Raw genomic sequence first — 24,733 nt, forward strand, 5'->3', positions numbered from 1 at the left:
GCCGCCTCGTTCCGGCTGCATGACCCAGCATATTCGTCGCCGTCGCGGCTCGTTTCGCCGCACGGGTTGACCCGCGTCATTGCCGGGCGACGCTTCAACGGCTTTAGCATTGTACGACATGCGTTTTCCGATGCTTTATTCCGCGTCGCTGCTGCTCGCCGGCGTCGCGCTCCCGCTTCCGCTCGCCGCACAGGCGGTGGTGCAGCCGCTGCCGGGCACGACCGATGCCGACAAGCTCGCCGATCTGGTCCGCCAGATCGGGCGCAATCCGCGCGACGTCGGCGCGCTCGTTGACGCAGGCGACCTGTCGGCGAAGCTGGGCGACACGACCGCGGCGGCGTCGCTCTACAAGCGCGCGTCGCAAGTCGACCCCAATAACGCACGCGTTCAGGCGGGGATCGCGCGCATCCTCGTCAACGGCGAGCATCCGGGCGAGGCGCTGCACTACTTTAACCAGGCCGAGCGTGCCGGACTGTCGCCGGCGCTGTTCGCCGACGATCGCGGCCTTGCTTACGACCTGATCGGCGAGCAGGACCGCGCGCAACGTGATTATCGCCTCGCGCTCGCGCGGTCGGGGCAGGACAATGAGGACGAGGTGCGTCGCCGCTACGCGCTGTCGCTCGGTATCTCGGGGCGCAAGGACGAGGCGCTGCAGCAGATTGACGCGCTGCTGCGCAAGAGCGACCGCGGGGCGTGGCGCGCGCGCGCCTTCGTGCTGGCGATGAACGGTGACGCGGCGGGTGCGAACCAGATTGCGACGACGATGATGCCAGCCGGGATGGCGGGCGGCCTCGCGGCATTTTTTACCCGCTTGCCGACGCTGTCGCCCGCGGACCGCGCCTTCGCCGTCCATTTCGGCGAAGTGGCGCCGACGCCCGAGCGGATCGCCGACGCGCGGCTGGTGCCGCCGTTGCCCGCGCTCGGCCCCGACCCCTATGCCCCGCGGCCCGCGCCCGTTCAGCTGGCCGCCCAGTCGGTCGCGACGCCCGCGCAATCGGCGCGTGGCAGCCGTCGCGGTCGCGACGCGCGTCAGGTCGCCGCGGCGACGAGGCAGGCGCGATCGACCCCACCAGCGCAGGTCGCGACAATTACGTCGGCAGCCTTGCCCCAGCCGGTGACCCAGCCCGCGCCAGCGCCGACGCAGCTCGCGCAGGTTCCCGCACCGCTACGCCCGGCCCCAGCGCCGCAACCGGGCGCGGCATTGTCGCCGGTACCGGTCGGCTCCGCCGTCGCGCCGACACAGCTCGCCTCGGCAACGATCTCCGCGCGCCCGACCTACACGCCGCAGACCACCGCGCCGTCGATCGCGAGCAATCTCGCCGCCGCGGCCGAGACGCGTACGACGGTGCCGAGCTCCACCACATCCTTCGGCAGCGCCAGCTCGGCCGCGCTGGCGAATAACTTGGTTCGCAGCCAGGTGGTTGCGACCCCGTCGCCTGCGCCGGCAAACGTCGCGAGTGTTGCGCATGTTACGCCCGCGTCCAACCCGGCTCCGTCACCCGCGAGCGGCAGCGCAGCGCCCGCCACCACCGGCCTCCCCACAGCATCGTCGCCGGCGGTGCAAGTCGCCGCGGCCAGCGCGCAGCCGGTCGCGCCGCCATCGGCCCGCCCCGCCACGCCGCCGCGGCTGGAGAATGAGGACACGATCCTCGCTCGCATCGTCGCCAACATCTCGATCCCCGCGTCCGAACTGGGGGTGGCACCGATGCCCGGCGCCGCATCGCAACCGGGTTCCGCCGCGACGATCGACGAGGCCGCCGTCGCAGCCGAACGCAACGCCGCCGCGGTCGAGCGGCGCCGTGAGCGGGCGGCAGTTGCGACGGTCGAGCCGCGCGCGCACGCGAACGCATCAGCGAAGCTCGCCGCGACCAAGTCGGATATTACCGGCGGGGCGAAGAGCCGCCCGGCCGCGGCCGAGGAACGCGCCTCGCCGACATCGCGCCGGGCGGGGAAAGCGAAGGAAGAGGTCGCCGAGACCGACACCGACACGCCGGCGTCCAAGCGCGCGACGACACGCGTGGCGGGTAGGAAGGCGAAATCGGACGAGCCGAAGCTGACACCGAAACAGGCGGCGGCGAAGGCAAAGGCCGATGCGAAGGAACTCGCCGACGCGAAAGCCGCCGCGGCCGAGAAGAAGGCGGCACGCGCCGAGCCCGAGCGTTATTGGGTCCAGGTCGCGGGCGGCGCCACCGAGGGCGACCTGCGCAAGGCGTGGAAGAACGTGCGGGCGAAATCGTCGCTGCTTGCCAGCCGAGGGGGCTATACGACACCGCTGCGTGCCACCAATCGCGTCGTGACCGGTCCGTTCAAGACCCAGGCGGAGGCGCAGGCGATGGTCAACAAATTGTCGAAGGATGGCGTCTCCGCCTTCACCTTCACCAGCGAGGCCGGACAAAAGATGACCAAGCTGGGCGAGAAGTGATCCGTCGGGTCGAGACACACGCAGCGTGACCGCACTCGCACCCTGGGCGTCGTCGCCCCGCGCCAGCCGCGGGCGGCTCCACGCCGAACCGGGCGCGGCCGAGCGCGGCCCGCGCGATGCATTCCAGCGCGATCGCGACCGGGTCATCCACTCGATCAGCTTTCGCCGGCTGCGTCATAAGACGCAGGTGTTCATGGCGCCCGATGGCGACCATTTCCGCGTTCGCCTGACGCACAGTATCGAGGTCGCGCAGATCGGCCGCACGATCTCGCGTGCGCTCGGGCTCAACGAGGATCTGACCGAGGCGCTTTGCCTCGCGCATGACATCGGGCATCCCCCCTTCGGGCACGCGGGCGAGGAGGCGTTGGAGCGCGCGCTGGCGGGGAAGGGCGGCTTCGATCACAACGGGCATACGCTGCGCACGTTGATGATGCTCGAGCGGCCTTATCCGCGCTACGCCGGTCTTAACCTGACGTGGGAAACGCTGGAGGGGCTTGCCAAGCACAACGGCCCGATCTTCGCACCCAATTGGGCGCTCGCGGAGGCGGATGCCGAAGCCCGGCTCGAACTGACCAGCTATGCCTCGCTCGAGGCGCAGGTCGCGGCGCTCGCCGACGATATCGCGTACGACAATCACGACATCGACGATGGTCTGCGCGCCGGGCTGCTGTCGATCGATCAGTTATGCGAGGTACCGCTCGTCGCGCGCGGGTGGGCAATCGCGCGGCGTGACTTCGCCGACCTCGGCGACGATCGCCTGCACGGGGAGGTGATCCGCAGCCAGATCGGCGCGATGGTCAACGACCTGATCGCGGAAACACGGCAACGGATCCACGCCTCCGGGGTCGCGAGCGTCGATGACGTACGCGCCGCTGGTCGCGCGCTGGTCGGCTTCTCCGCCGACATGGCAGCCGATGAGCGGCGGTTGAAGGCCTTCATGTACGCCAATCTCTACCACCATCCGCGCCAATTGGCTGCCGCGGCCGCCGCCGATCACGTCATCGACGGACTGTTCGCCGCCTATCATGCCGACCCGTCGCTGCTGCCCGAGGAATGGCGTATCCGTCTTCCCGATGCCGAACCGTATCTCAGCCGCCATATCGCCGATTTCATCGCGGGCATGACTGACCGCTACGCCGTCTCGCGCTATCGCGAAGTAGTCGGCCCGATCGACCTGCCCGAGGGTTTCTGACGCAAACGAGAACGGCGCCCGCTCGCGAGAGCGGACGCCGTTTGATTGGCCCGGGGTTCGATTGGCCCGGGCGGGCAGATCAGTTCGCGGCAGCGGCGCTCGCGACGATGTTGCCCTTGGCGCGGAACGACACCGGATAGCCGTTGGTCGTACCACGCACGCGGTCACCGTCGACCAGCAGGCGGAACTTCTCGCGGCTGCCAACCTCGTGACCTTCGATCAGCGTCTTGCCGTTGTCGCGCGCGGTCTCGGTGTAGACGTAGGTGCGCCCCTCGTGCGTGAAGGTCTGCTGCGCCGGCTCGGCCGCGATGCCGACGGTCGAGATGAGCGCGGCGGCGGCGGCAGCGGCGATGAACTTGATCTGGTGCATAAAGAAGGCTCCCGTGTTGATGGTCCCCAGTCGGACCTTGCAGCGCAATATATTTGGTGCAGTGCAGCACTCGCAAATGACTTGAGTGCGCGATCGATTGCAGCGGATGCAATCGTTACCCGCACTGCCGGACCGGGTCAGATCGGATCGGGTCAGATCGGATCGGGTCAGATCGGACCGGGTCAGATCGGGGCGGGTCGGACCGGGGCGGGGCGAGCTTTTGCGTGTGCGCCGTCCTTCGTCTAAGGCCGCGCCGCTATGACATTGTATGCCCGCTTCGCCGCCCACGTGGGTGATGCGCTCGACGCGCTCGTCGCCGCCGGAGACCTGCCGGCTGATCTTGATCGCCGCAACGTGACGGTGGAGCCGCCGCGCGACGCGACGCACGGCGATCTCGCCACCAACGCGGCGATGGTGCTGGCGAAGCCTGCGAGAACAAACCCGCGCCAGTTGGCCGAGAAGATCGCGGCGCAGCTGGCCGCGCTCCCTAGCGTCGTTGCCGCCGACGTCGCTGGACCAGGCTTCATCAATTTGCGGCTGTCCGACGACACGTGGCGTGACGAACTGCGCGCGGTCGCCGCCGCCGGTGCCGATTACGGCCGGTCGCGGGTGGGTGAGGGCGTCAGCGTCAACGTCGAGTATGTGTCGGCCAACCCGACCGGCCCGATGCACATGGGCCATTGCCGCGGCGCGGTCGTCGGCGATTCGCTTGCCAACCTGCTTGCCTTCGCCGGGCACCGCGTGATCCGCGAATATGTCATCAACGACGCAGGCAGCCAGGTCGACGTGCTCGCGCGCTCCGCGCACATCCGCTACCGCGAGGCGCTGGGCGAGGATGTCGGCGCGATCCCCGAGGGGCTCTACCCCGGCGATTATCTCGTCCCCGTCGGCCAGGCGCTCGCCGCCGAGTTCGGCGATCGGTACGTGTCGGCGCCCGAGGCCGATTGGCTGATCCCGTTCCGCACGCGCGCGGTCGATGCGATGATGGCGCTCATCAAGGCCGATCTCGCGCTGCTCGGCATCCACCACGACGTCTTCGCATCCGAGGCGGCGCTACAGGCGGCGGGCAAGCCCGAAGAGGCCGAGGCGTGGTTGCGCGCGCGCGACCTCGTCTACGACGGGGTGCTCGAGGCGCCCAAGGGCGAGACGCCCGACGACTGGGAGCCGGTCGAGCTGCCGCTGTTCCGCTCGACCCGCTTCGGCGACGATCAGGATCGCCCGATCAAGAAGTCGAACGGCAGCTGGACCTATTTCGGCGCCGACATGGCGTATCACTTCCAGAAGGCGCAGTCGGCCGATCAGCTGATCGATATCTGGGGCGCCGACCATGCCGGTACCGTGAAACGCATCCAGGCGGCGGTCGCCGCGCTGACGGAAGGGCGAACCCGCTTCGACGTGAAGCTCGTACAGATGGTCCGCCTGCTGCGCGCCGGCGAGCCGGTCAAGATGAGCAAGCGCGCGGGCAATTTCGTCACGCTCGCCGACGTGGTGCGCGAGGTCGGCAAGGACGTGGTGCGCTTCACCATGCTCACCCGCCGCGCCGACGCGCAGATGGATTTCGACTTCGCTAAGGTGGTCGAGGCATCGAAAGACAATCCCGTCTTCTACGTCCAATATGCGCACGCGCGCGTCGCCTCGCTCCACCGCCGCGCGGCCGAGGCGGGGATCGCGGCGGAGGGGGCGGATTTGTCCCGGCTTGATACGGAGGAGCTGTCGCTGGTGAAGCTGGCGGCGCAATTCCCGCGCGTCGTCGAAACTGCGGCGGCAGCGCGCGAGCCGCACCGAATCGCCTTCTATCTGTACGACTTGGCGGCGGAATTTCACGCCGCGTGGAACGTCGGTAACGACCGCCCCGATCGCCGCTACCTGATCGCCGACGATCACGCGGTCACCGCTGCACGCCTGTCCTTGGCGGCGGGCATCGGACAGATTATTCGCAATGGCCTCTCCATCATGGGCGTGGAGGCGGTATCGGAGATGCATTGATGGCGACCTCGGATCAGTTCGAGCGCGACGAGGACCGGCTGCCGTGGCTGGAAACGGTCGAACCCGACGAGCCGCATCGCTCGGGCGGCGGGCGCATCGTGCTCCTGGTCCTGCTCGCCATGTTGATCCTCGGCGGCGTCATCTTCGGCCTCTACCGTCTGCAGGCAGGGCGTGGCGCCGACGGGTCGGGCGAACTGATCGCGGCGCAGGAAGGCGACTACAAGATCAAGCCCGAAGATCCCGGCGGGTTGAAGGTCGACGGCGAGGGTGACGCCGCGATCGCGACCAGCGCGGGCGCCAATCCGAACGGCTCGATCGACCTGAAAGCGGTGCCCGAGGCACCGATCAGCGGCACGCGCCGTGCCGTACCCGCCGCCCAGAACCACGCCGGCGCTGCCTCCGCCAGTGTCGCGGTCCCCGCCGCCACCGCGCCGCTGCGCGCGCAGCGGCCGATGAGCGCACCCGTCGCCGCGGTGCCCGGTGCCGGGTCGGGCGGCAGCCTCGTGCAGCTGGGCGCGTTCCCGAGCGAAGCCACCGCGAATGCGGCGTGGAGCGCGGTTGCCAAGCGGTTCAGCTACGTCGCGCCGCTTGGCAAGGACGTGCAAAAGGCCGAGGTCAACGGCCGCACCGTATACCGCCTGCGCGTCAACGCGGGCAGCGCCAATGCCGCGGCCGACATCTGCGGCCGGTTGAAGGTCGCGGGCGAGAGCTGCTTCGTCACCAGCTGATCGGTCCGCCGGGCGACGTGAGGGCGGGTTTCGCGACCCGCCCGTTTGGCGTAACCGCTGCGCCATGAAGCCCGTCATCTTCGGCCTGTCCGGGCCGCTTCTCACCGCGGACGAACGCGCTTTCTTCGCCGAGGCGCGTCCCGCCGGCTACATCCTGTTCAAGCGCAACGCCGAGAACCGAGCGCAACTGCGCGCGCTGACCGATAGTCTGCGCGAGATCGAGGGACGCGACGACGTCGCGATTCTTGTCGACCAGGAGGGGGGACGTGTCGCGCGGCTCGGTCCGCCCGAATGGCCGGCCTTCCCCGCCGGTCCGGCCTTCGACGCATTATACGAGCGCGCGCCGATGTCGGGGATCGAGGCCGCGCGCGCCAACGCGCACGCGCTCGGGCTGATGCTGTCCGAGGTCGGCATCACCGTGAACTGCCTGCCGCTGCTCGACGTCGCGCGTGCCGACACGACCGAGGCGATCGCGTGCCGCGCCTACGGGCACGAGCCGATGCGTGTCGCCGCGATGGGGCGCGCGACGTTGGAGGGGCTGCGCGCGGGCGGCGTGGTCGGGGTGATGAAGCACATGCCGGGCCACGGCCGCGCGCTCGCCGATTCGCACCACCATTTGCCGACCGTCACCGCCTCGGTCGACGATCTGGACGACGACCTCGCCCCATTCCGCGCGCTCGCGGGCGCGCCGATGGGGATGACCAGCCACATCGTCTACGAAGCATGGGACGCGCATCGCCCCGCGACGCTGTCACCGATCGTCATCGAACGGGTGATTCGCGGCACGATCGGGTTCGACGGCCTGCTGATGACCGACGACATCGACATGAAGGCGCTGTCGGGCACCCCGGCGGAAAAGGCGCGCGGGGCGATCGACGCGGGCTGCGACGTGGTGCTCGACTGCTGGGCCCGCATGAACGAGATGCAGCAGATCGCAGGCGCGCTGCCCGACATCACGCCGCGCGCGCGCGAACGGCTCGACGCGGCGATGGCAAGCGTCGCCGCGCCCGCGGGTGATTTTGCCGAGCTCATCGCAAAGCGCGACGCACTGCTGGCGCTCGCCTGAGCGTCGGCGCGTGGGCGTGCCCGAGCAACTGCTGCTCGACCTCGACGGATGGGAGGGCCCGCTCGACGTTCTGCTCGGGCTCGCGCGCGCGCAAAAGGTTGATCTCAAGCAGATTTCGATCCTCGCGCTGGTCGAGCAATATCTCGCCTATATCGAGCGTGCGCGGCGGACGAAGCTCGAACTCGCCGCCGATTATCTCGTGATGGCGGCGTGGCTGGCGTATCTCAAAAGCGCGCTGCTGCTGCCGCGCGATCCCGCGGTCGAACCCGATCCGGAGGAACTCGCGCTGCGGCTCCAGCTCCGGCTCGAGCGGCTCGACGCGATGCGCGACGCGGGCGCACGATTGATGGCGCGCGACCGTCTGGGGCGCGACGTGTTTCGTCGCGGCGCGCCCGAGGGGTTGCGCACCGTGCGCCGCCACGCCTGGACCGCGAACCTCTACGACCTGATCGCGGCATATGGGCAGGTGAGCGCACGTACCCGCCCGGTCATGCACGTGGTGCAGGACCGAGAGGTGATGACGCTCGACGTCGCGCTGGCAATGGTGGCGGCGATGGTCGGGGCCGCGGTCGAGTGGCACGCGATCGAGCGGTTCCTGCCCGCGGCCGCGTCCGGGCAATTCCGCCGGTCGGCACTCGCATCCTCGTTCCTCGCCGCGCTCGAACTCGCACGGCAGGGCAGGGTGGAGTTGCGCCAGAGCGAGGCGTTCGCACCGCTCTACCTGCGCGCGCCTGCGTGACCCCGCCCGACGACATCGTCCGCGCGGTCGAGGCGGTCCTGTTCGCCGCGACCGAACCGCTGTCGGCGGACGCGATCCGCTCGTTCGTCGGCCCGTGCGATATCGACGCCGTGCTGTCCCGCCTCGTCGCCGAATATGCCGGCCGCGGGTTCATGCCGGTCGAGCGCGGCGGCCGCTGGCATTTTCAGACAGCGCCCGACCTCGCGCATCTGCTGCGGCGCGACCGGGAGGATCAACGACGCCTCAGCCGCGCCGCGATCGAGACGCTGGCGATCATCGCCTATCACGAACCCGTCAGTCGCGCCGAGATCGAGGCGATCCGCGGCGTGCAGATCTCGCGTGGCACGCTCGATGTCCTGATGGAGGCGGGGTGGGTGCGCCCGGCTGGGCGCCGCGAAGTGCCGGGGCGACCATTGACCTTCGCGACGACGCCCGAATTCCTCGCCCATTTCGGGCTTGCCTCGCGACGCGACCTGCCCGGTATCGCCGACCTGCGCGCCGCCGGACTACTCGATCCCGTCGATCTCGCCGCCGAACAGGCGGAAGGCACCGCGGTGCAGGTCGTGGTAGCAAAGCGCGACGAGGACGATTAGATGGGAATCGAATAGGAGATCACGTCATGGGCAGCTTCAGCCTTCCGCATATCCTCGTGCTCGCGGTGATCGCGATCCTGCTGCTCGGTGGCGGGCGTTTTTCCGCCATGATGGGTGATGTCGCCAAGGGTGTAAAAAGCTTCAAGAAGGGCATGGCCGAGGAGGACGACGATACGCCCAGCCGTCCCAAGCCGCGCATCGAGGCGCAGTCGTCGGCGCATCCCGCCTATGAGCGCGACGCCGACCGCGTCCGCGAGGATCGCTGACGCTTCCTGATCCAACAGCGACGCGCTGAATGTTCGATATCGCTCCGTCCGAATTTCTGCTGGTCGCGTTCATCGCGCTGGTGGTGATCGGCCCCAAGGACCTGCCCAAGGCGCTGCGCGTCGTCGGCTATTGGGTCGGGCGCGCGCGCGCCGTCGGTCGCCAGTTCCGCTCCGGTTTCGACGAGATGGTCCGCGAGGCCGAACTCGCCGAGATGGAGAAGAAGTGGAAGGAGGAAAACGAGCGGATCATGCGCGAGCATGCGACGCCCGCGATCGATCACGCTACCGGGCAGGGTCCCGTCGATACGGCGTTGCCACCGCCGTCCTCGTCGCACGATGATCCCCCGCCGGTGATGGTCGCGCAGCCGCAGATGATCGAGCATCCGCACGGCGTCGCGGCCGACAAGCCGGACGCGACGTCCACGGACGCGCATCGCCCGGCCAGCACCGGTGACGAGAACGAGGGCGAGCCTGCGCGGAGCTCCGCCATCATCGACAGGGCATCATCGTGAGCGACGAACTCGACCAGTCGCGCGCGCCCTTGCTCGACCATCTGCTCGAGCTGCGGCGGCGCTTGCTCTACTGCATCGCCGCGATCGCGATCGCGTTCTTCGTCTGCTGGTATTTCGCCGAGGACATCTTCGCCTTCCTCGTCCAGCCGCTGCTCCACGCCGGGCAGAAGACGGTGATCTACACGCAGATTTTCGAGGCGTTCTTCGTTCAGGTGAAGGTTGCGTTCTTCTCGGCGATGATGCTGTCGTTCCCGGTGATCGCCAATCAATTGTGGCAATTCGTCGCGCCCGGCCTCTACCGCAAGGAAAAGCGCGCGTTGCTGCCGTTCCTGCTCGCGACCCCCGTTCTGTTCCTGACCGGCGCGGCGATGGCCTATTACGTGGCGGTGCCGATGGCGCTGCATTTCCTCCTCGGCTACACCGGGATGGTGGGCGGCGTTCAGCAGCAGGCGCTGCCCGCGGTCGGCAACTATCTGTCGTTCATCATGCAGTTTTTGTTCGGCTTCGGCGCGGCGTTCTTGCTGCCGGTGCTGCTGATGCTGCTGGAGCGCGCGGGGGTGGTGACGCGCAAGCAATTGATCGCCGCGCGGCGCTACGCCATCGTCGGCGCGTTCGCGATCGCGGCGGTGCTGACCCCGCCCGATGTCGGGTCGCAGCTCCTCCTCGCGATCCCGCTCGTCATCCTCTACGAACTCGCGATCGTCGGGATCTGGTTCACCGAGCGACGCCGCGCGCGTGAGGCCGAGGCCGAAGCGGCCGCCTGAACGAGAATTGATAGGCCCAGGCTAAAATCGCCCGCTAGGTGAGGTCACCACCGGACGCGGACACGGAAAGAGCGACCGACCCCCGTCGACCGCTCTCTTTCTCGCCTGCCGAGAGTTTTACTTGGCGTCGTTCGCGGTCTTCGCCACCGTGTTGCCGGCCGACGATACATCCTTGCCCGCGCCCTCGATGGTGTTGCACGCCCCGAGGACGAGTGCACTGGCGAGGGTCACGGCTGCCACGATCTTACGCATTGAATATCTCCTGCTCGGCTAGATGCCTGCGGGTTCAATGTTCGCCCTGCGGCTTCGTTCCGCATGCGTGTCGATCGTGGGGGGAAGAAATAAGGCCCGAAAGCGTCACCGGGGGGGGGAGGGGTTGACGCTTCCGGGCCTATGTCGCGGACCGCGAGAGCGGGGGCGTTAGTCGCGGTCCGCGATGTAGAACGTCACCTCTTGATCAGGGTTCCGCGGGTGGAACGCATTTTTCTCGCACTCGCATGACCGCAGATCGGCGCCACCCCGGAGCCTGGAGAGAGGGGTCAGTCGCTGCCGATCGTGATGATTCTGACCTCGTAGGCGCCCGACAACGGATCGTGCTGCAAGGTCGAGCGCAACTGCCGCGTCAGTCCCTCGATCACGCGCCCGAACCTGTTTTTCAGGCCGTCACGCAGGCAGTCGCTGTCGACCAGCGCACGCGACGAGATCCGCAGCAGCGCGCGATCGGGTTCGGGTCCAGCACGCAGCGTGATGCGGAATTGCGCCGACGGGTCGCACGTCATCGCTAGCTCGACCAGTTCGGTGATGAGGAAGGCGACGGGAACCGCGACGTCCTGCGTGACGTACAGCGGGTCGATCTCGAGCGCGATGCCGATGTGCATGTGCTCGGGCGCGGTTGCACGCAGGTTCGACGCGAGCTCGCCGCAGACCGATCGCATGCTGACGCCGCGATTTTCCTCCATCTCCGCGAAATGGTAGCGGTGCACGACCGCCAGCGCGTCGACGCGCCGCTGGATCGAGCTGTACGCCTGCGATGCCTCGGGCGATTTCGCACCGCGGGCGTGGAAGTTGATCAGGCTGGAGATGACCTGCAGGTTGTTCTTGACGCGGTGATGCACCTCGCGCGTCAGCTTGGTCTGCCGCACCAGCCCTTCGGCGAGCCCCGCCTCGTGGATCGCAACCGTACGGCTCAATGCGCGGAAGGTATCGCCCAGATCGCGTAATTCCTGCGCTGGCAACGCCCGGTAGAGCGCCGGGTCGGGATCGTCGCCGGGCTCGTAGGCCGCGATACTGCTGCGCAGCGACCGCAGCGGGGTGATCAGCAGACGGTCGACCACGAACCACGCGATCGCCGCCGCCGCCGCCCACATCAACAGCGGCAGCGCGAGTGCGAGGATCAACGGCGAGCCGACCGGCGCGCTGCGCACCTGCATCTCGAGCGCGAGATCGGCGATGCCGAGATCCTCGCGGATCGCCTCGCGCCGCTCCAGCGCCCGCTCGCGTCTGAGCGGGACGAGCTCGAGGCGATCGTCGCTGTCGACGATCGTCGCGCCATATTCGGACGAGAAGCCGGTCGGACGACCGATCTTGCTGAGGAACGCGCGCGGGAAGAACGCCGCGCCGCTCAGCCCTCGGTCGTCGCCGCTAATCCGCAGCACCAGCCCGCGCTCGGCGATGAAAGCGGCGGTCGTATTGGCGGACGGCGGCTCGTCGCTGTCGGGTTTCGCGCCGGGAAAGTCGCGCCCGCAGATCAGCCGACCACGATCGTCGAGGATCGCGAATTCGGCACCCGCGACCGACTGCTGCGCGAACACGCCTTGGACCCGCGCGCAGCTAGGTGCGTCACGCGGGTCGAGCGTCAGCGCGTCGACCGCGACGCGAAGTGCGGTCATGTCGCCCGCGAGCTCAATCGAGATCGAGCGGCTGCTTTCCGCGGCGGCGACGCGCAGGTGCGAGCGTAGTTCGGTGTCGGCGATCTGCGTGACGCGCAACGTCGCGAACACCGCGATCAGCGCGAGCGGGAGGAGCGCGAGGCTCAGGATCAGGAACAGTTTGGCGCCGGTCGGCCAGCGCGCGAGGTAATCATGCCGCGCGTCGCGTGTGACGCTCGCGGCAGACACGTCAGTCATTGCGCGATCAGTCGAGCTTGCCGAGGAGGGACATCAGATCGTCGGGCACCGCCTCTTCGACGGTTTTCTGATACACGGAGCGTAGCGCCGAACCCATGTCACGGTTCTTCGATTGCGCCGCCGTACCCTTTTTCGGCTTATCCGGCAGCTTCTTCTCGGACGTCAACGCAAGCCCCCCAATCGCCTCCGACTTGGGGAGGCTGGACGAAAGAAATAACTCTGACCCTTTGTACGCGTGTGTTCCCGCGCTGGAGCGATGAAACCAAACAGCATCTCGATGGTTCCCGCTTCGAGTGACGAAAATCACGCTCCGGGGGGCCAGTGTCTCGGGCGATTAAGTCGCGTGATTGAAACGGGCAAGCGCCGATCCGGCTGCCTGCTCAAGGGAGGGCTTTCTACCAATGTCGTTGGGTCAACAACTCGCTCCGCATCTGCCGTTCCTGCGCCGCTACGGCCGCGCGCTCACCGGCAGCCAGATGCAGGGCGACCGCTATGTTCGCGCCACACTGGAGGCGATCGTCGCGGCACCTGAGGAATTCCCGCGCGACGTCGATCCGCGGCTGGGCCTGTACCGGACGTTTCAGGCGATCTGGAATTCAGCGCATATTGAGGATCAGCCCGACGCGGGCAGCGTCGACGATTCGGAAGCGATCGCACGTGCCCGTCTCGCGCGGATGAGCCCGCTGTCGCGCCAGGCGCTGCTGCTGACCGCGATGGAGGGCTTCACGCCCGAGGATGCCGCCTATCTGATCGACGCCGATACGCAGCGCGTCGAGGAACTGGTCAACGAGGCGCTCGGCGAGATCGAGAAGCAGACGCGCGCGCGCGTGATGATCATCGAGGATGAGCCGATCATCGCGATGGATATCGAGAGCATCGTGCGCGACCTTGGTCACGAGCTGACCGGCGTCGCCGTGACCCGCGACGAAGCGGTCGCGCTCGCGATGGAGGATCGCCCCGGTCTGGTCCTCGCCGACATCCAGCTCGCCGACGACAGCTCGGGGATCGACGCGGTTAAGGACATTCTCGCCGAGTTCAACGTGCCGGTGATCTTCATCACCGCCTTCCCCGAGCGTCTGCTGACGGGCGAGCGGCCCGAGCCGACGTTCCTGATCACCAAGCCGTTCCAGCGCTCGACCGTGAAGGCCGCGATCAGCCAGGCGCTGTTCTTCGATCAGAGCACCGTGCCGGCCTGAACGGGCCGTGCACGCAGGTAATGACGCAACATCGACATGGTTCGTTCGTTCGATACGGACCCAAAACGGTTCAGGCGGGTTGAACGACCATGGCGAATGATAACCAACGCGTGCATGTCGAAACCGATCAGGCGCGTGCCGGATCGACCCCCGGGGTGGGGCGCTACGTCCTCGGCGCCTCGCTGATCCTCGTCATCGTCATTTTCGCCGCATTGCTGCTGTTCTGATCGGACACGGCTGATGTTGGTGGGGGTGGCAAAGCCGGTCGACGGTAACTATCTTGATGAGGCAAACGTGCCCGGTGGCGGGGCGAAGCCTATGCAACGGAGCGGCATGACCCAATCCCCAGCGAGTGCGCACGGCGCGAACGGCGAGGCGCCGGTCGAGCACGTGTCGCTCACCGATCCCGAATTCAAAACTCAGCTCGCGCAGGTCATTCCGCATCTCCGTGCCTTCGGCCGCTCGCTCTCGGGCAACCGCGATCTCGCCGACGATTTGGTGCAGGAGACGCTGTTGAAGGCGTGGGCGGCGCGCAAGCGCTTCCAGGCCGGCACCAACATGCGTGCCTGGACCTTTATCATCCTGCGCAACCTGTTTCTCTCGCAGATGCGCCGCGCGCGGTTCAAGGGCGAGTGGGACGATCTCGTCGCCGACCGCGTCCTCGCGGCTCCCGCCAGCCAGGACAAGCACGTCGAACTCGCCGACATGCAGCGCGCGTTGATGCATCTGCCGCAGCCGCAGCGCGAGGCGTTGATCCTCGTCGGTGCCGGCGGTTTCGCGTACGAGGAAGCAGCCGAAATCTGCAACGTCGCGGTCGGCACGATCAAGAGCCGCGTCGCGCGCGGGCGTGTCGCACTCGAGGCGCTGCTCAGCGACGGCGCGCTCAAGTCGCGCCGCGATCACGAGATCGACAACGGTCGCTCGACGCTCGATTCGATCATGGGTGAAGTGGATGAACTCGCCCGCGAACGTTGAATTTGGTGAAGCGTCGGCGGTATTTGGCCATCGCCGAACGATCGTCGAAAGAATTTTCAACGTACGATGAAGCCGATCTGGCGAATGGTTCGACGCATAACGTCACGTGGCTTTTGTAGCGGGATGCATCTCACGTAGCGATGGTTGATGATCTTGCCTCGTGACCGCTCCATAGCCAGCGCCTGATAAACGACCGTCCATCGGCCGGATCATCCGCTATGATGGCGGGATGACCGTTTCCGACCAGGATACCCGCAACCGCGCGCTCGCCAACGCACCGTTCCTCGCCGGACTGATCGCGCGCGAAGCGAGCGACGCCGCAATGCTCGCCGATGCGGAAACCCTCCCGGTCGCGCGGCGGCTGCGCATCGAGCGGCGCCGCGTCGCGCGCGAGATCGCGCTGGGCGATCTGTCGGGTGCGTTCGATCTGACGGAGGTCACCGATCGGCTCACTCGCTTCGCCGACGCGAGCCTCGACACCGCGATCCGCACCGCCATCGCCGAGCGCACGCCGGGCGCGGCCGCGACGGGGTTCGCCGCGTTGGCGCTCGGCAAGCAGGGGAGTTTCGAGCTCAACTATTCGTCGGATATCGATCCGATCCTTCTCTACGATCCCGCGACGCTGCCGTGCCGGCCGCGCGAGGAGCCCGGTGATGCCGCGGTTCGGATCGCGCGACGGGTGTTGGATCTGCTGCAGACGCGCGACGCCGACGGCTACGTGTTGCGCGTCGACCTGCGACTGCGCCCGTCGCCCGAGATCACGCCGCTCGCGGTGCCCGTCGACGCCGCGATCGCTTATTACGAATCGCAGGCGCTGCCGTGGGAGCGCGCCGCGTTCATCCGGGCGCGCGCCGCGGCGGGGGATGTCGCGCTCGGTCAGCGCTTCCTCGACACGATCCGCCCGTTCATCTGGCGCCGCAGCCTTGATTTCGGCGCGGTCGGCGAGATCCTCGACATCACGCGCCGTATCCGCGACCATCACGCGCAGGGACAGGCATTCGGCGCAGGCTTCGATCTGAAACGCGGGCGCGGGGGTATACGCGAGATCGAGTTCTTCGCGCAGATCCATCAGCTGATTCACGGCGGTCGTGATGCCGCGCTGCGGGCGCCCGCGACGCGTGACGCGCTCGCCGCGCTGGCGGCCGCCGGTCGCATCCCGCCCGCGGATGCAACCGCGCTGGCGGAGGCCTACACGCTGCTGCGCACGATCGAGCACCGCGTGCAGATGATCGATGATCGCCAGACGCACCATCTGCCGACGGGCGACGCGCTCGACGCGGTCGCGCGGCTGCACGGGGTTGCCGATGGTACCGCGCTGCTCGACCTTCTGCGCCCGCACGTCGCGCGCGTGGCCGAGACGTTCGATCGGCTCGCGCCCGCGGCACGGGGCGACCTGCCGCACGACCCCGTCGCACTCGCCGATCGATTGCGTGAGACCGGTTTCGCCGACGCGGACGCGGTCGCGCAGCGGATCAACGACTGGCGCGGGCGTCGATACCCCGCGCTGCGCAGCCCGGCGGCGCAATCCGCGCTGGAAGCGGTGCTGCCGGATCTCGTCACCGCCTTCGCCGCCGCGCCGGTGCCCGCCGCCGCGGTCGAGCGGCTGGACCGCGTGATCGAGCGACTGCCGAGCGCGATCAACTTCTTTCGCCTGCTGGAGGCGCAGCCCGCGCTCACCGCACTCGTCGCGCGCGTGCTCAGCCACGCGCCGACGCTGGCGGAGGAACTGGCGCGGCGCACCGACCTGCTCGACGGCCTGCTCGACGCGAGCGCGCTGGACCAGGTCGGCTCGGTCGCGGACATGGCGCGCGCGATGCGCCGCGTCGAGGCGGGGGCGGATTACCAGACGCTGCTCGATCACGTCCGCCGCGTCGTGGGCGAGCGACGCTTCGCGCTCGGCGTCCAGCTCGTCACCGCCGCGGCGGACCCGCTGCACGTCGCGCGCGACTATTCGCACGTCGCGGAGGCTGCCTTGTGCGTCCTCGCCGATGCCACCGTCGCCGAATTCGCGCGCGTGCACGGCCACGTGTCTGGCAGCGAACTGCTGATCCTGGCGCTCGGGCGGTTCGGCGGCGGGGCGCTGACGCACGCGTCCGACCTCGACCTGATCTTCCTTTTTACCGGGGACTTCATGGCCGAATCGGATGGGGCCAAGCCGCTCGGCGCGACGCTCTACTACAATCGCCTCGCGCAGCGCGTCGCGGCGGCCTTGTCAGTGCCGACCGCGGCGGGGCCGCTGTACAAGGTCGACACGCGGCTGCGCCCGTCGGGGTCGCACGGCCCACTCGCGGTGACGATCGAATCGTTCGCGCGATATCAGCGCGAATCGGCGTGGACGTGGGAGCATATGGCGCTCACCCGCGCGCGCGCGGTGTACGGCTCGGCCGAGGCGCGCGCCGCACTTGATCAGGTGATCGCCGGCGTCCTGGCGGGCGATCGTCCGGCCCGCGACGTCGTGGGCGACGCGCGCGCGATGCGCTCGGAGATGGCCGCGCACAAACCGGCGCAGGGGCCGATCGATGCCAAGCTGATGCCCGGTGGACTGGTCGACTTGGAGTTCATCACCCACATCGTGCAACTTCAGACACGCTCGGGCTTCAGCCCCGATCTCGCCGTCGCGATCGACGGGCTCGCCGCCGATGGTCGCGTGCCGGGGGCGCTGCGCGACGCGCACGATCTGCTCACGCGGTTGCTCGTCACCGCGCGGCTGGTCGCACCCGATGCCGCCGAACCACCCGCCGACGCGACGCGTGCGCTGATCGCGCAGGCGCTGCGCCTGCGCGACTGGGACGCCGTGCTTGCCAGCTTCGATGCGGTACGCGAGGAGGTCGCGACATTCTGGCAGGAGCTGGTTGATGGATGAATTGCCCGACGTAACCGCGACCGATGCCGATGGCGCCCCGCTGCGGCTCGCCGATCTGCCGCGCCCGCTCGTCGTCTACTTCTATCCCAAGGACGATACGCCGGGCTGCACGCGCGAGGCGCAGGACTTCTCCGCTTTGGCGGACGAATTCGCCGGCGCGGGCGTTCACGTCGTCGGCATCTCGCGCGATACGATTGCGAAGCACAACAAGTTCACCACGAAGCACGCGTTGCGCGTGCCGCTCGCCAGCGACCTCGACGGCTCGGTCACCGAGGCGTTCGGCGTCTGGGGCGAGCGGCAGATGTATGGTCGCACCTACATGGGGATCGAGCGCGCGACGTTCCTGTTCGACCGCGACGGCCATCTCGCCCGCGCGTGGCGCAAGGTGAAGGTTCCCGACCACGCGGCCGCGGTGCTGGAGGCGGCGCGCGCGCTTTGACCGGATCGTCCCCGACCTCGATCGCGGCGGCGTGCCGCGAGGTGCTGATGACACCCGCGCCGGTCGCCAAGCTCAAGGCGGCGCGCCGGGTCGCCCGCGCGTGGCGCAAGGGCGCGCTGACCCATGATTTCGATGTCGCCATGCCCGCGAAACCGACGTGGCCGCCGCGCCCCGAATTGCTGCCCCCGGGCAAGATGCCAAAGCGCGGCAAGGCCGGCTCTGAGCGCGGGCGCGTCGCGCTGCTCCACGCGCTCGCGCATATCGAATTCGTCGCGGTCGATCTCGCATTCGACATGGCGGGGCGGTTCGGCGGACGTTTCCCGCGCGCGTTCGTCGATGACTGGATATCGGTCGGCGCGGACGAGGCGATGCACTTCGCGCTGCTCGACCGACGCTTGCGAGCGCTCGGCTCCGCTTACGGTGCGCTCCCCGCGCATGCCGGTCTGTGGGAAACGGCGGCGCGCACCGCCGACGACGTGCTCGCGCGGCTCGCGGTCGTGCCGATGGTGCTGGAGGCGCGCGGGCTCGACGTCACGCCGACGACGATCACCCGCTTTCGCCAGAGCGGCGACGAGGCGGGCGCGCGCATCCTCCAGCGCATCTTCAACGACGAGATCCGCCACGTCGGATTCGGGACGACCTGGTTCGAATGGGCGTGCGCCGAACAGCGCCTGAACCCTCCGACACACTGGCGCGCGTTGATCGAGCGGCATTTTCGCGGGCTCGTTCGGCCCCCGTTCAACGACTCGGCGCGCACCTTGGCCGGTTTGACGCGCGAATATTGGGGCGGGCTTGCCTCGGAATGACACATTGCGCCACAAAGCCGCCATCAGGACGGGCGGGGGGTCCCTACCGATCCAGGTTCATTCATGCGGGCGGGCGCCGACCCTGACGGGTAGGCGCGCGGCTGATCGATCGACGATGGGGTTTGATGATTAAGCTCGCTTTGACGTCCGCCACGGCGGTAATCGCCGCTGCCGGATCGATGTTCGCAGGGGGCGCCGCCGCCGAGGCGCCCGCCGCCGCTCAGGTTACCACCACGCACCACGTTCCCGCCGGCGGCCCGCTGATCAGCGCCGCCAGCCCCGAGGCACGGGGCGACATCGCCGCCGACGCGCAATTCCGTTCGCTGTTCATGAGCTGGAAGAAGCTCGACGGCGGCAATACCGGCGCGATCGCGATCCCCTCGGTCCAGCCGGTGTCGAACCTGAAGTTCACGAGCAACTTCGGCATCCGCTCCGATCCGTTCCGCGGCACCGCCGCGATGCACGCGGGCGTCGATATCCCGGGCCCGATCGGCACCCCGATCTACGCGACCGCCGACGGCATCGTCAGCCACGCCGGGCGTCAGGGCGGCTACGGCAACCTGGTCGAGATCAACCACGGCAAGGGGATCGCGACGCGCTACGGCCACCTGTCGCGCATCATCGTCGCCGACAATGCGCGCGTGAAGCGTGGGCAGTTGATCGCGATGATGGGGTCGACCGGCCGCTCGACGGGTTCGCACCTCCACTACGAGGTCCGCATCGACGGCCACGCGGTCAATCCGGTGCCCTTCCTGATCACCGCCGACTATCTGCTCGCCGCGCAGGACCGTGCGGTCGGCATGATCCCGGTATCGACCAGCGGTCCCGTGCCGCAGGATTGAGCCGCTACATTCTCGATGTCGCCCCGGTTCGGGGGCTTTGGCGGGGTCGGTTGCGGGTGCAGCCGGCCCCGCTTACATGATGCGCATGGCTACGCTCGCACCCGACATCGCGCTGACCCCCGCCGCCGCCGCGCGCGTGTCCTCCATCGCCGCCAAACAAGGCCGGCCTGCAGTCCTGCGCCTCTCGGTCGAGGGTGGGGGCTGCTCGGGGTTCCAGTACAAGTTCGGCTTCGCGGATGCCGCCGATCCGACCGACGCGGTGGCGGAAACCGACGGCGTGCAACTGGTCGTCGACGACGTCAGCCTCGACCTCGTCCGCGGCTGCGCGGTCGATTACGTCGAGTCGCTCGGCGGCGCGTCGTTTCAGGTGAGCAATCCGAACGCCGCCTCAGGCTGTGGTTGCGGGACCAGCTTCGCGGTGTAAGGCTGCGTGACGTGAAAATCGTCACCTACAACGTCAACGGGATCAAGGCGCGGCTCGAGCGGCTGATCGAATATCTCGCCGAGCAGCAGCCCGACGTGGTATGCCTGCAGGAACTCAAGTCGTCCGATGAGACGTTTCCGGAGGCCGCGATCCGCGACGCCGGCTACGGCGCGGTATGGCACGGGCAGAAGGGGTTCAACGGCGTCGCCGTGCTCGCGCGCGGGCAGGACCCGGTCGAGCGCCAGCGCGGGCTGGAAGGCGAGCCCGAGGACGACCACAGTCGCTACCTCGAATGCGAGGTCGACGGGCTCGTCGTCGCCTCGATCTACCTTCCCAACGGCAATCCGCAGCCCGGGCCGAAATTCGATTACAAGCTGCGCTGGATCGACCGGCTGCGCGCGCGCGCGCAGGTGCTACTCGACGCCGAGGTGCCCGCCGTCCTCGCGGGCGACTACAACGTGATCCCGAACGACGACGACACGTTCTCCGTCGTGGCAATGGCGAGCGACGCGCTGATGCAGCCCGAGAGCCGGCAGGGTTACCGCGCGCTCGTCGCGCAGGGCTGGAGCGACGCGCTGCGCAGCCGCCATCCGCGCGGGGGCGTGTGGACGTTCTGGGATTATCAGGCGGGCGCGTGGCAACGCGACGCGGGCTTCCGCATCGACCATTTGCTGCTGAGCCCGGCGGTCGCCGATCGCCTGCAGGATGCGAACGTCGACAAGGCGTATCGTGGTCGCGAGAAGGCGAGCGACCACGCCCCCACATGGGTACGGCTGTCGTGAGGCTTGTGCGCACGCTGCTGTTCACCGCCTGCGTCGCCGGGGCGGCCCTCGCACATCCCGCCTCGGCGCAGCAGCGCGACGACGATCGCTTCTGTCCCAATCGCCCGAGCCTCGGCTCGAGTGGTTGCACGACGTTGCCGGGGCAAGTGCAGGTCGAGGTCGCGGGCAGCGACTGGACGCTCGACAACAACACCGACGAGCGCGTCGACACGATCCGCTTCGTCGACACGATCGCCCGGATCGGGGTCGGCCCGAAAACCGAATTCCAGCTCGGCTGGAGCCCGCAGGTCGTGCAGCGCACGCGTAACAAGACGAGTGGCGAGGTATCGCGCATCTCGGGCATTAGCGACCTGACGCTCGCGGTGCGGCAGAACATCACCCACGCCGACGGGCACGGCCTGTCGACCGCGGTGCAACCGTTCGTCACGCTGCCGACGGGACGCGGCCAGATCAGCGACGGGACGTGGTCGGCCGGCGCGGTCGTCCCCGTCGTCTACGAGGTCAATGACACGTGGAGCCTGGGCTTCACCGCGCAGGCCGCCGCGCTGGCGGACGAGGATCGCCACGGCCGGCATCTCGACGCGAGCGGGATCGTCGAGGTTGGCTACACGATTTCACCCAGCGTCACGGCGTTCGGCGATGTCGTGGTCGAGCGCGATAACGATTCCGCGCAGCACGTCACGATGACGCAGCTCGCCGGCTCGCTCGCGTGGCAGCCGACCAAGCGGACGCAGCTCGACGTGCTCGCCGTCGCCGGGCTCAACCACAACACGCCGGACCTGCGTCTGGCGCTCGGGGGCGCGTTCGTCTTCTGACGCCAAGTCACGGCGCGTCCTGCCAAACACTGGTGTATTATTCAGATGCTACACCAGCTAAGTGATTGATTGGTCGAGGCGCGGCATCTGGCACGGCGGATGCAGTGCTGTCCGCAACGGCATGATGCCGTTGGGAGAGCTACCGTGACATCGACCTTCATCCTCGCCGTGTTGGCCACCGCCGCCGTCGGCACCGCCGCTTCTGCCGAACCCAAGGCACCGCCGCCACCCGCGACCGAACTGACCGCCCCTGCGCAGACGCCGGCGGCGGGGCCGCGTTATTGCCTGGAGAGCGACGTAACCGGTTCGCGCATCTCGCGCCGCGAGTGTCACACCGCGGCGCAGTGGAAGGAGCGCGACGTCGACGTGCTGGCGCTGCTGAAGCGTTGATCCCCACCGCGATGGTCTGACGGGGGCGTTTAGCCGGCAACGCCCCCGCCTGTCCGGCGGTCACAGCGTGCGTTCGTAAACCTGATAGACCTTGTTGACCTTGCTCTCGATCGCGGTGGCGATCGAGTTCATGCCCTGATTGTCGTCGAGCACCCAGCCGATCTCGCCGCGGCTCGCGCCGTAATGATCGACCGATGCCTTGCGGATCGCCTCGATCATCATGAAGGCGAGTTGGCTGGCGAGGCGCGACGACTGCAACTCCTTGCGTACCCCCATCAACGGCACGCGCATCGTACGCACCCTGGGTTTGCGCAGCCACAGCAGCAGCTTCGCCCAACCGAACGGCAGCAGCGATCCGTTCAACGGCTTGATCGCCTCGTTGAGATCGGGGAGCGTGATCATGAACGCGACCGGCTTGCCGTCGACCTCGGCAATGCGGATCAGGTCGTTGAACACGATCGGCTTCAGCTTGACGCCGACATCCTTGATCTCGGGCGGGGTGAGGGGGACGAAGCCCCAATTGTCCGACCAGGCATCGTTCAGGATGTCGAGGATGATCGCGGCCTCTTCCTCGAAGCGGCGCTTGTCGACCTCGCGGATGACGATGCTCGGGTTCGCCTCGCCTGACTTGATGATCCGCTTGACGAGTTTCGGGAACTCCTGCGTGATGTCGAGATCGTAGGTGATGAGCTGCTTGACCGGCTGATAGCCCGCGCGCTCGATCCAGCCGCGATATTCGGGCTTCGCATGGCCCATCATGATCGTCGGGGGGTGGTCGTACCCCTGGATCAGCAGCCCCGGCTCCTCCCAGATCGATTGCGAGATCGGGCCGAGCGCGCGCGTCATCCCTTTGCCGCGCAGCCAATCCTCGGCCGCGGCGAGCAGGTGCGTGAAAACCTTCTCGTCCTCCGCCTCCATCAGCCCCCATTGCCCGACGCCGGGGCCGAAGCCCTGCGCCGCGGGCATGGTCAGCGCCAGCGTGTCGATGTGCGCGGAGATCCGCCCGACGACCTTCGCGCCGCGATAGGCGAGGAAGAGCTGCACCTCGGCATGGCTGTACCAGCCGTTCTTCTCCGGCGTGATCAGCCCCAGCGCCTCGCCCTTCAGCGGCGGCACCCAGTTCGGATCGCCGCGGTACAGGTGGAACGGCAGGTCGACGAAGACCTTGCGATCGCGCTTGCTGGTGACCGGTGAGATGCGGAGGGTGTCGGACATGATCGGGAAATAGACGGCGCAATCGATCATGGCGAGTGAGCATTTGCACAGCGCCGCGGCGGCGCGCGCCTGTTCGCGTCACCGTGTCGCCACTATATTCGGGCAATGGACCACGCCATGACCAGCATGACCCTCGACCGTGCGCCCGCCGAGGCCGCGAGCATCCGCGCGCGCATCCCCGACGACAAGGCGATGCTTCGCACCGCAGCCGAGCTGACGCGCGACCTCGTGCAGCCGCGCGCGGGCATCTACTGGGCCGACCTGATCGCGTCGTCCGTGGTCGGCTATGCCGCGCTCGCGATCGCCGTCGTCACCGCCTCGACCGCGGTGATGATCGTCGCAGGACTGGTGTCGATGCTCGCGCTCTATCGCGGCATGAGCATGATCCACGAACTGACGCACGTGAAGCACGCGCATCTGCGCGGTTTCCGCACCGGCTGGAACGTGCTGATCGGCGTGCCGATGATGATCCCGTCGTTCATGTACGAGGGCGTGCACAATCTGCACCACGCCAAGACGCGCTACGGCACGTCGGAGGATCCCGAGTACCTGCCGCTCGCGCTGATGAAGCCGTGGACGCTGCCGGTGTTCGTGATCGTGTCGCTGCTCGCGCCGGTCGGCCTGCTGATCCGCTACGCGATCCTCGCGCCGCTGTCGGCCGTGTCGCCGCGGCTGCGCGCGGCGGTGGTGTCGCGTTATTCGGCGCTGTCGATCAACCCCTCGTTCCGCCGCCGCATGCCCGAGGGTGAGGAGCGCGCGCGCTGGGTCCGGCTCGAGACGGCGACCGCAATGTGGGCGATCGCGCTGATCGTGCTGACCGCGACGGGCGTGATCCCGTTCAAGGCGTTCGCGATCTTCATGGTGGTGGGCGCGGGTGTCGCGCTGATCAACCAGGTCCGCACGCTCGTCGCGCACCTGTGGGAGAATGAGGGTGAGGCGATGAGCGTCACCGCGCAGTATCTCGATACCGTCAACGTGCCCCCGCCCGCGCTGCTGCCGGTGCTGTGGGCGCCGGTCGGGCTGCGCTACCACGCGCTCCACCACCTGCTGCCGGGTCTGCCCTACCATTCGCTCGGCGAGGCGCACCGCCGCCTGTCCTCGGTGCTCGATCCCGCGTCGCCCTATCACAAGGCGAGCTACAAGGGACTGCCGGGGCTGGTCGGGAAGCTCGCGGTGGCGACGATCCGCCCGCGCTGAACCGGTCATCGAACGAATTAGGGGG

At 68.2% G+C, this 24,733-nt stretch carries 26 protein-coding genes; 21 read left to right on the plus strand and 5 right to left on the minus strand.

The genetic code is table 11. The annotated features are described in order from the left end of the window. The first annotated feature begins 118 nt into the window (after positions 1-118). Both KZ810_RS07320 and KZ810_RS07325 read left to right on the plus strand, forming a co-directional pair. Positions 119-2,422, plus strand: a complete 2,304-nt coding sequence (locus tag KZ810_RS07320; RefSeq protein WP_219768304.1) for an SPOR domain-containing protein — start codon at positions 119-121, stop codon at positions 2,420-2,422. Positions 2,423-2,447: 25 nt separating this feature from the next. Next, positions 2,448-3,614 (plus strand): deoxyguanosinetriphosphate triphosphohydrolase, encoded by a 1,167-nt coding sequence (locus KZ810_RS07325; protein ID WP_219768305.1) that lies wholly within the window; start codon positions 2,448-2,450, stop codon positions 3,612-3,614. 79 nt (positions 3,615-3,693) lie between these two features. Here KZ810_RS07325 and KZ810_RS07330 read toward each other — a convergent pair whose 3' ends face one another. Further along, on the minus strand, positions 3,694-3,984 hold the full coding sequence (locus KZ810_RS07330) for a hypothetical protein (protein ID WP_219768306.1): 291 nt from the start codon (positions 3,982-3,984) through the stop codon (positions 3,694-3,696). Between the two features lie 258 nt (positions 3,985-4,242). On the opposite strand from KZ810_RS07330, the gene argS reads away from it, so the two are divergent. The 8 genes from argS (at position 4,243) to tatC (ending at position 10,638) form a co-directional block, all read left to right on the plus strand. Continuing rightward, positions 4,243-5,970 carry an arginine--tRNA ligase gene (argS, locus tag KZ810_RS07335; protein ID WP_219768307.1) on the plus strand — a complete coding sequence of 576 codons (1,728 nt, stop codon included), beginning with the start codon at positions 4,243-4,245 and terminating at the stop codon, positions 5,968-5,970. Then, positions 5,970-6,698 carry an SPOR domain-containing protein gene (locus KZ810_RS07340; RefSeq protein WP_219768308.1) on the plus strand — a complete coding sequence of 243 codons (729 nt, stop codon included), beginning with the start codon at positions 5,970-5,972 and terminating at the stop codon, positions 6,696-6,698. The genes argS and KZ810_RS07340 overlap by 1 nt, the downstream gene beginning before the upstream one ends. A 64-nt stretch (positions 6,699-6,762) precedes the next feature. After that, on the plus strand, positions 6,763-7,764 hold the full coding sequence (gene nagZ, locus KZ810_RS07345) for a beta-N-acetylhexosaminidase (protein WP_219768309.1): 1,002 nt from the start codon (positions 6,763-6,765) through the stop codon (positions 7,762-7,764). Positions 7,765-7,774: 10 nt separating this feature from the next. After that, on the plus strand, positions 7,775-8,503 hold the full coding sequence (locus KZ810_RS07350) for a segregation and condensation protein A (protein ID WP_219768310.1): 729 nt from the start codon (positions 7,775-7,777) through the stop codon (positions 8,501-8,503). Further along, positions 8,500-9,096, plus strand: a complete 597-nt coding sequence (gene scpB, locus KZ810_RS07355; RefSeq protein WP_219768311.1) for an SMC-Scp complex subunit ScpB — start codon at positions 8,500-8,502, stop codon at positions 9,094-9,096. Before KZ810_RS07350 ends, scpB begins: the two co-directional genes overlap by 4 nt. Before the next feature lie 26 nt (positions 9,097-9,122). After that, positions 9,123-9,362, plus strand: coding sequence for a twin-arginine translocase TatA/TatE family subunit (locus KZ810_RS07360; protein WP_219768312.1), 240 nt, complete (start codon positions 9,123-9,125; stop codon positions 9,360-9,362). A gap of 29 nt (positions 9,363-9,391) precedes the next feature. Further along, positions 9,392-9,874: a Sec-independent protein translocase protein TatB gene (gene tatB, locus KZ810_RS07365; protein ID WP_219768313.1), complete on the plus strand. Its 483-nt coding sequence runs from the start codon at positions 9,392-9,394 to the stop codon at positions 9,872-9,874. Further along, complete coding sequence (gene tatC / locus KZ810_RS07370; protein WP_219768314.1) at positions 9,871-10,638, plus strand: twin-arginine translocase subunit TatC; 768 nt, start codon at positions 9,871-9,873, stop codon at positions 10,636-10,638. The genes tatB and tatC overlap by 4 nt, the downstream gene beginning before the upstream one ends. Before the next feature lie 117 nt (positions 10,639-10,755). Here tatC and KZ810_RS07375 read toward each other — a convergent pair whose 3' ends face one another. The 3 genes from KZ810_RS07375 to KZ810_RS17220 all read right to left on the minus strand — a co-directional run bounded on the left by KZ810_RS07375 (position 10,756) and on the right by KZ810_RS17220 (position 12,930). Beyond that, a complete protein-coding gene (locus tag KZ810_RS07375) occupies positions 10,756-10,890 on the minus strand; it encodes an entericidin A/B family lipoprotein (RefSeq protein ID WP_219768315.1) in 135 nt (44 codons plus the stop codon). A gap of 287 nt (positions 10,891-11,177) precedes the next feature. Beyond that, complete coding sequence (locus KZ810_RS07380; RefSeq protein ID WP_219768316.1) at positions 11,178-12,764, minus strand: sensor histidine kinase; 1,587 nt, start codon at positions 12,762-12,764, stop codon at positions 11,178-11,180. A 7-nt stretch (positions 12,765-12,771) separates the two neighbouring features. Then, a complete protein-coding gene (locus KZ810_RS17220) occupies positions 12,772-12,930 on the minus strand; it encodes a NepR family anti-sigma factor (protein WP_019516143.1) in 159 nt (52 codons plus the stop codon). Between the two features lie 235 nt (positions 12,931-13,165). On the opposite strand from KZ810_RS17220, the gene KZ810_RS07390 reads away from it, so the two are divergent. From KZ810_RS07390 to KZ810_RS07435, 10 genes are all read left to right on the plus strand, one after another. Beyond that, a complete protein-coding gene (locus tag KZ810_RS07390) occupies positions 13,166-13,960 on the plus strand; it encodes a response regulator (RefSeq protein WP_219768317.1) in 795 nt (264 codons plus the stop codon). A gap of 333 nt (positions 13,961-14,293) precedes the next feature. Further along, positions 14,294-14,935 carry a sigma-70 family RNA polymerase sigma factor gene (locus tag KZ810_RS07395; RefSeq protein ID WP_219768318.1) on the plus strand — a complete coding sequence of 214 codons (642 nt, stop codon included), beginning with the start codon at positions 14,294-14,296 and terminating at the stop codon, positions 14,933-14,935. A gap of 229 nt (positions 14,936-15,164) precedes the next feature. Next, complete coding sequence (locus tag KZ810_RS07400; RefSeq protein WP_219768319.1) at positions 15,165-17,798, plus strand: bifunctional [glutamine synthetase] adenylyltransferase/[glutamine synthetase]-adenylyl-L-tyrosine phosphorylase; 2,634 nt, start codon at positions 15,165-15,167, stop codon at positions 17,796-17,798. Next, on the plus strand, positions 17,791-18,237 hold the full coding sequence (locus tag KZ810_RS07405) for a peroxiredoxin (RefSeq protein ID WP_219768320.1): 447 nt from the start codon (positions 17,791-17,793) through the stop codon (positions 18,235-18,237). The genes KZ810_RS07400 and KZ810_RS07405 overlap by 8 nt, the downstream gene beginning before the upstream one ends. Before the next feature lie 47 nt (positions 18,238-18,284). Continuing rightward, on the plus strand, positions 18,285-19,043 hold the full coding sequence (locus KZ810_RS07410; protein ID WP_219768410.1) for a ferritin-like domain-containing protein: 759 nt from the start codon (positions 18,285-18,287) through the stop codon (positions 19,041-19,043). A 125-nt stretch (positions 19,044-19,168) separates the two neighbouring features. Next, complete coding sequence (locus KZ810_RS07415) at positions 19,169-19,885, plus strand: M23 family metallopeptidase (protein ID WP_219768321.1); 717 nt, start codon at positions 19,169-19,171, stop codon at positions 19,883-19,885. A gap of 85 nt (positions 19,886-19,970) precedes the next feature. Continuing rightward, a complete protein-coding gene (locus KZ810_RS07420; protein WP_219768322.1) occupies positions 19,971-20,309 on the plus strand; it encodes a HesB/IscA family protein in 339 nt (112 codons plus the stop codon). A gap of 11 nt (positions 20,310-20,320) precedes the next feature. Continuing rightward, a complete protein-coding gene (gene xth, locus KZ810_RS07425; RefSeq protein WP_219768323.1) occupies positions 20,321-21,091 on the plus strand; it encodes an exodeoxyribonuclease III in 771 nt (256 codons plus the stop codon). Continuing rightward, positions 21,088-21,906, plus strand: coding sequence for a transporter (locus KZ810_RS07430; protein WP_219768324.1), 819 nt, complete (start codon positions 21,088-21,090; stop codon positions 21,904-21,906). The genes xth and KZ810_RS07430 overlap by 4 nt, the downstream gene beginning before the upstream one ends. Before the next feature lie 144 nt (positions 21,907-22,050). After that, positions 22,051-22,296 carry a hypothetical protein gene (locus tag KZ810_RS07435; RefSeq protein WP_219768325.1) on the plus strand — a complete coding sequence of 82 codons (246 nt, stop codon included), beginning with the start codon at positions 22,051-22,053 and terminating at the stop codon, positions 22,294-22,296. A gap of 60 nt (positions 22,297-22,356) precedes the next feature. On the opposite strand, the gene KZ810_RS07440 is transcribed toward KZ810_RS07435, so the two are convergent. Further along, entirely contained in the window at positions 22,357-23,541 is a 1,185-nt protein-coding gene (locus KZ810_RS07440) for an N-acetyltransferase (protein WP_258044533.1), read from the minus strand. Positions 23,542-23,628: 87 nt separating this feature from the next. Here KZ810_RS07440 and KZ810_RS07445 point away from each other — a divergent pair, with 87 nt between their 5' ends. Further along, positions 23,629-24,708, plus strand: a complete 1,080-nt coding sequence (locus KZ810_RS07445; protein WP_219768326.1) for a fatty acid desaturase family protein — start codon at positions 23,629-23,631, stop codon at positions 24,706-24,708. Positions 24,709-24,733: the final 25 nt, after the last annotated feature.

The sequence above is a fragment of the Sphingomonas citricola genome, from assembly GCF_019429535.1.
GTDB classification, from domain to species: domain Bacteria; phylum Pseudomonadota; class Alphaproteobacteria; order Sphingomonadales; family Sphingomonadaceae; genus Sphingomonas; species Sphingomonas citricola.

Coding starts and splice junctions, on each gene's coding strand:
- KZ810_RS07395 (WP_219768318.1), top strand. CDS start 14,294: ATGACCCAATCCCCAGCGAGTGCGCACGGCGCGAACGGCGAGGCGCCG.
- KZ810_RS07375 (WP_219768315.1), bottom strand. CDS start 10,890: ATGCGTAAGATCGTGGCAGCCGTGACCCTCGCCAGTGCACTCGTCCTC.
- KZ810_RS07415 (WP_219768321.1), top strand. CDS start 19,169: ATGATTAAGCTCGCTTTGACGTCCGCCACGGCGGTAATCGCCGCTGCC.
- KZ810_RS07320 (WP_219768304.1), top strand. CDS start 119: ATGCGTTTTCCGATGCTTTATTCCGCGTCGCTGCTGCTCGCCGGCGTC.
- KZ810_RS07390 (WP_219768317.1), top strand. CDS start 13,166: ATGTCGTTGGGTCAACAACTCGCTCCGCATCTGCCGTTCCTGCGCCGC.
- KZ810_RS07440 (WP_258044533.1), bottom strand. CDS start 23,541: ATGATCGATTGCGCCGTCTATTTCCCGATCATGTCCGACACCCTCCGC.
- KZ810_RS07405 (WP_219768320.1), top strand. CDS start 17,791: ATGGATGAATTGCCCGACGTAACCGCGACCGATGCCGATGGCGCCCCG.
- nagZ (WP_219768309.1), top strand. CDS start 6,763: ATGAAGCCCGTCATCTTCGGCCTGTCCGGGCCGCTTCTCACCGCGGAC.
- KZ810_RS07445 (WP_219768326.1), top strand. CDS start 23,629: ATGACCAGCATGACCCTCGACCGTGCGCCCGCCGAGGCCGCGAGCATC.
- tatB (WP_219768313.1), top strand. CDS start 9,392: ATGTTCGATATCGCTCCGTCCGAATTTCTGCTGGTCGCGTTCATCGCG.
- KZ810_RS07400 (WP_219768319.1), top strand. CDS start 15,165: ATGACCGTTTCCGACCAGGATACCCGCAACCGCGCGCTCGCCAACGCA.
- KZ810_RS07420 (WP_219768322.1), top strand. CDS start 19,971: ATGGCTACGCTCGCACCCGACATCGCGCTGACCCCCGCCGCCGCCGCG.
- KZ810_RS07360 (WP_219768312.1), top strand. CDS start 9,123: ATGGGCAGCTTCAGCCTTCCGCATATCCTCGTGCTCGCGGTGATCGCG.
- KZ810_RS07380 (WP_219768316.1), bottom strand. CDS start 12,764: ATGACTGACGTGTCTGCCGCGAGCGTCACACGCGACGCGCGGCATGAT.
- argS (WP_219768307.1), top strand. CDS start 4,243: ATGACATTGTATGCCCGCTTCGCCGCCCACGTGGGTGATGCGCTCGAC.
- KZ810_RS07340 (WP_219768308.1), top strand. CDS start 5,970: ATGGCGACCTCGGATCAGTTCGAGCGCGACGAGGACCGGCTGCCGTGG.
- KZ810_RS07410 (WP_219768410.1), top strand. CDS start 18,285: ATGACACCCGCGCCGGTCGCCAAGCTCAAGGCGGCGCGCCGGGTCGCC.
- KZ810_RS07330 (WP_219768306.1), bottom strand. CDS start 3,984: ATGCACCAGATCAAGTTCATCGCCGCTGCCGCCGCCGCCGCGCTCATC.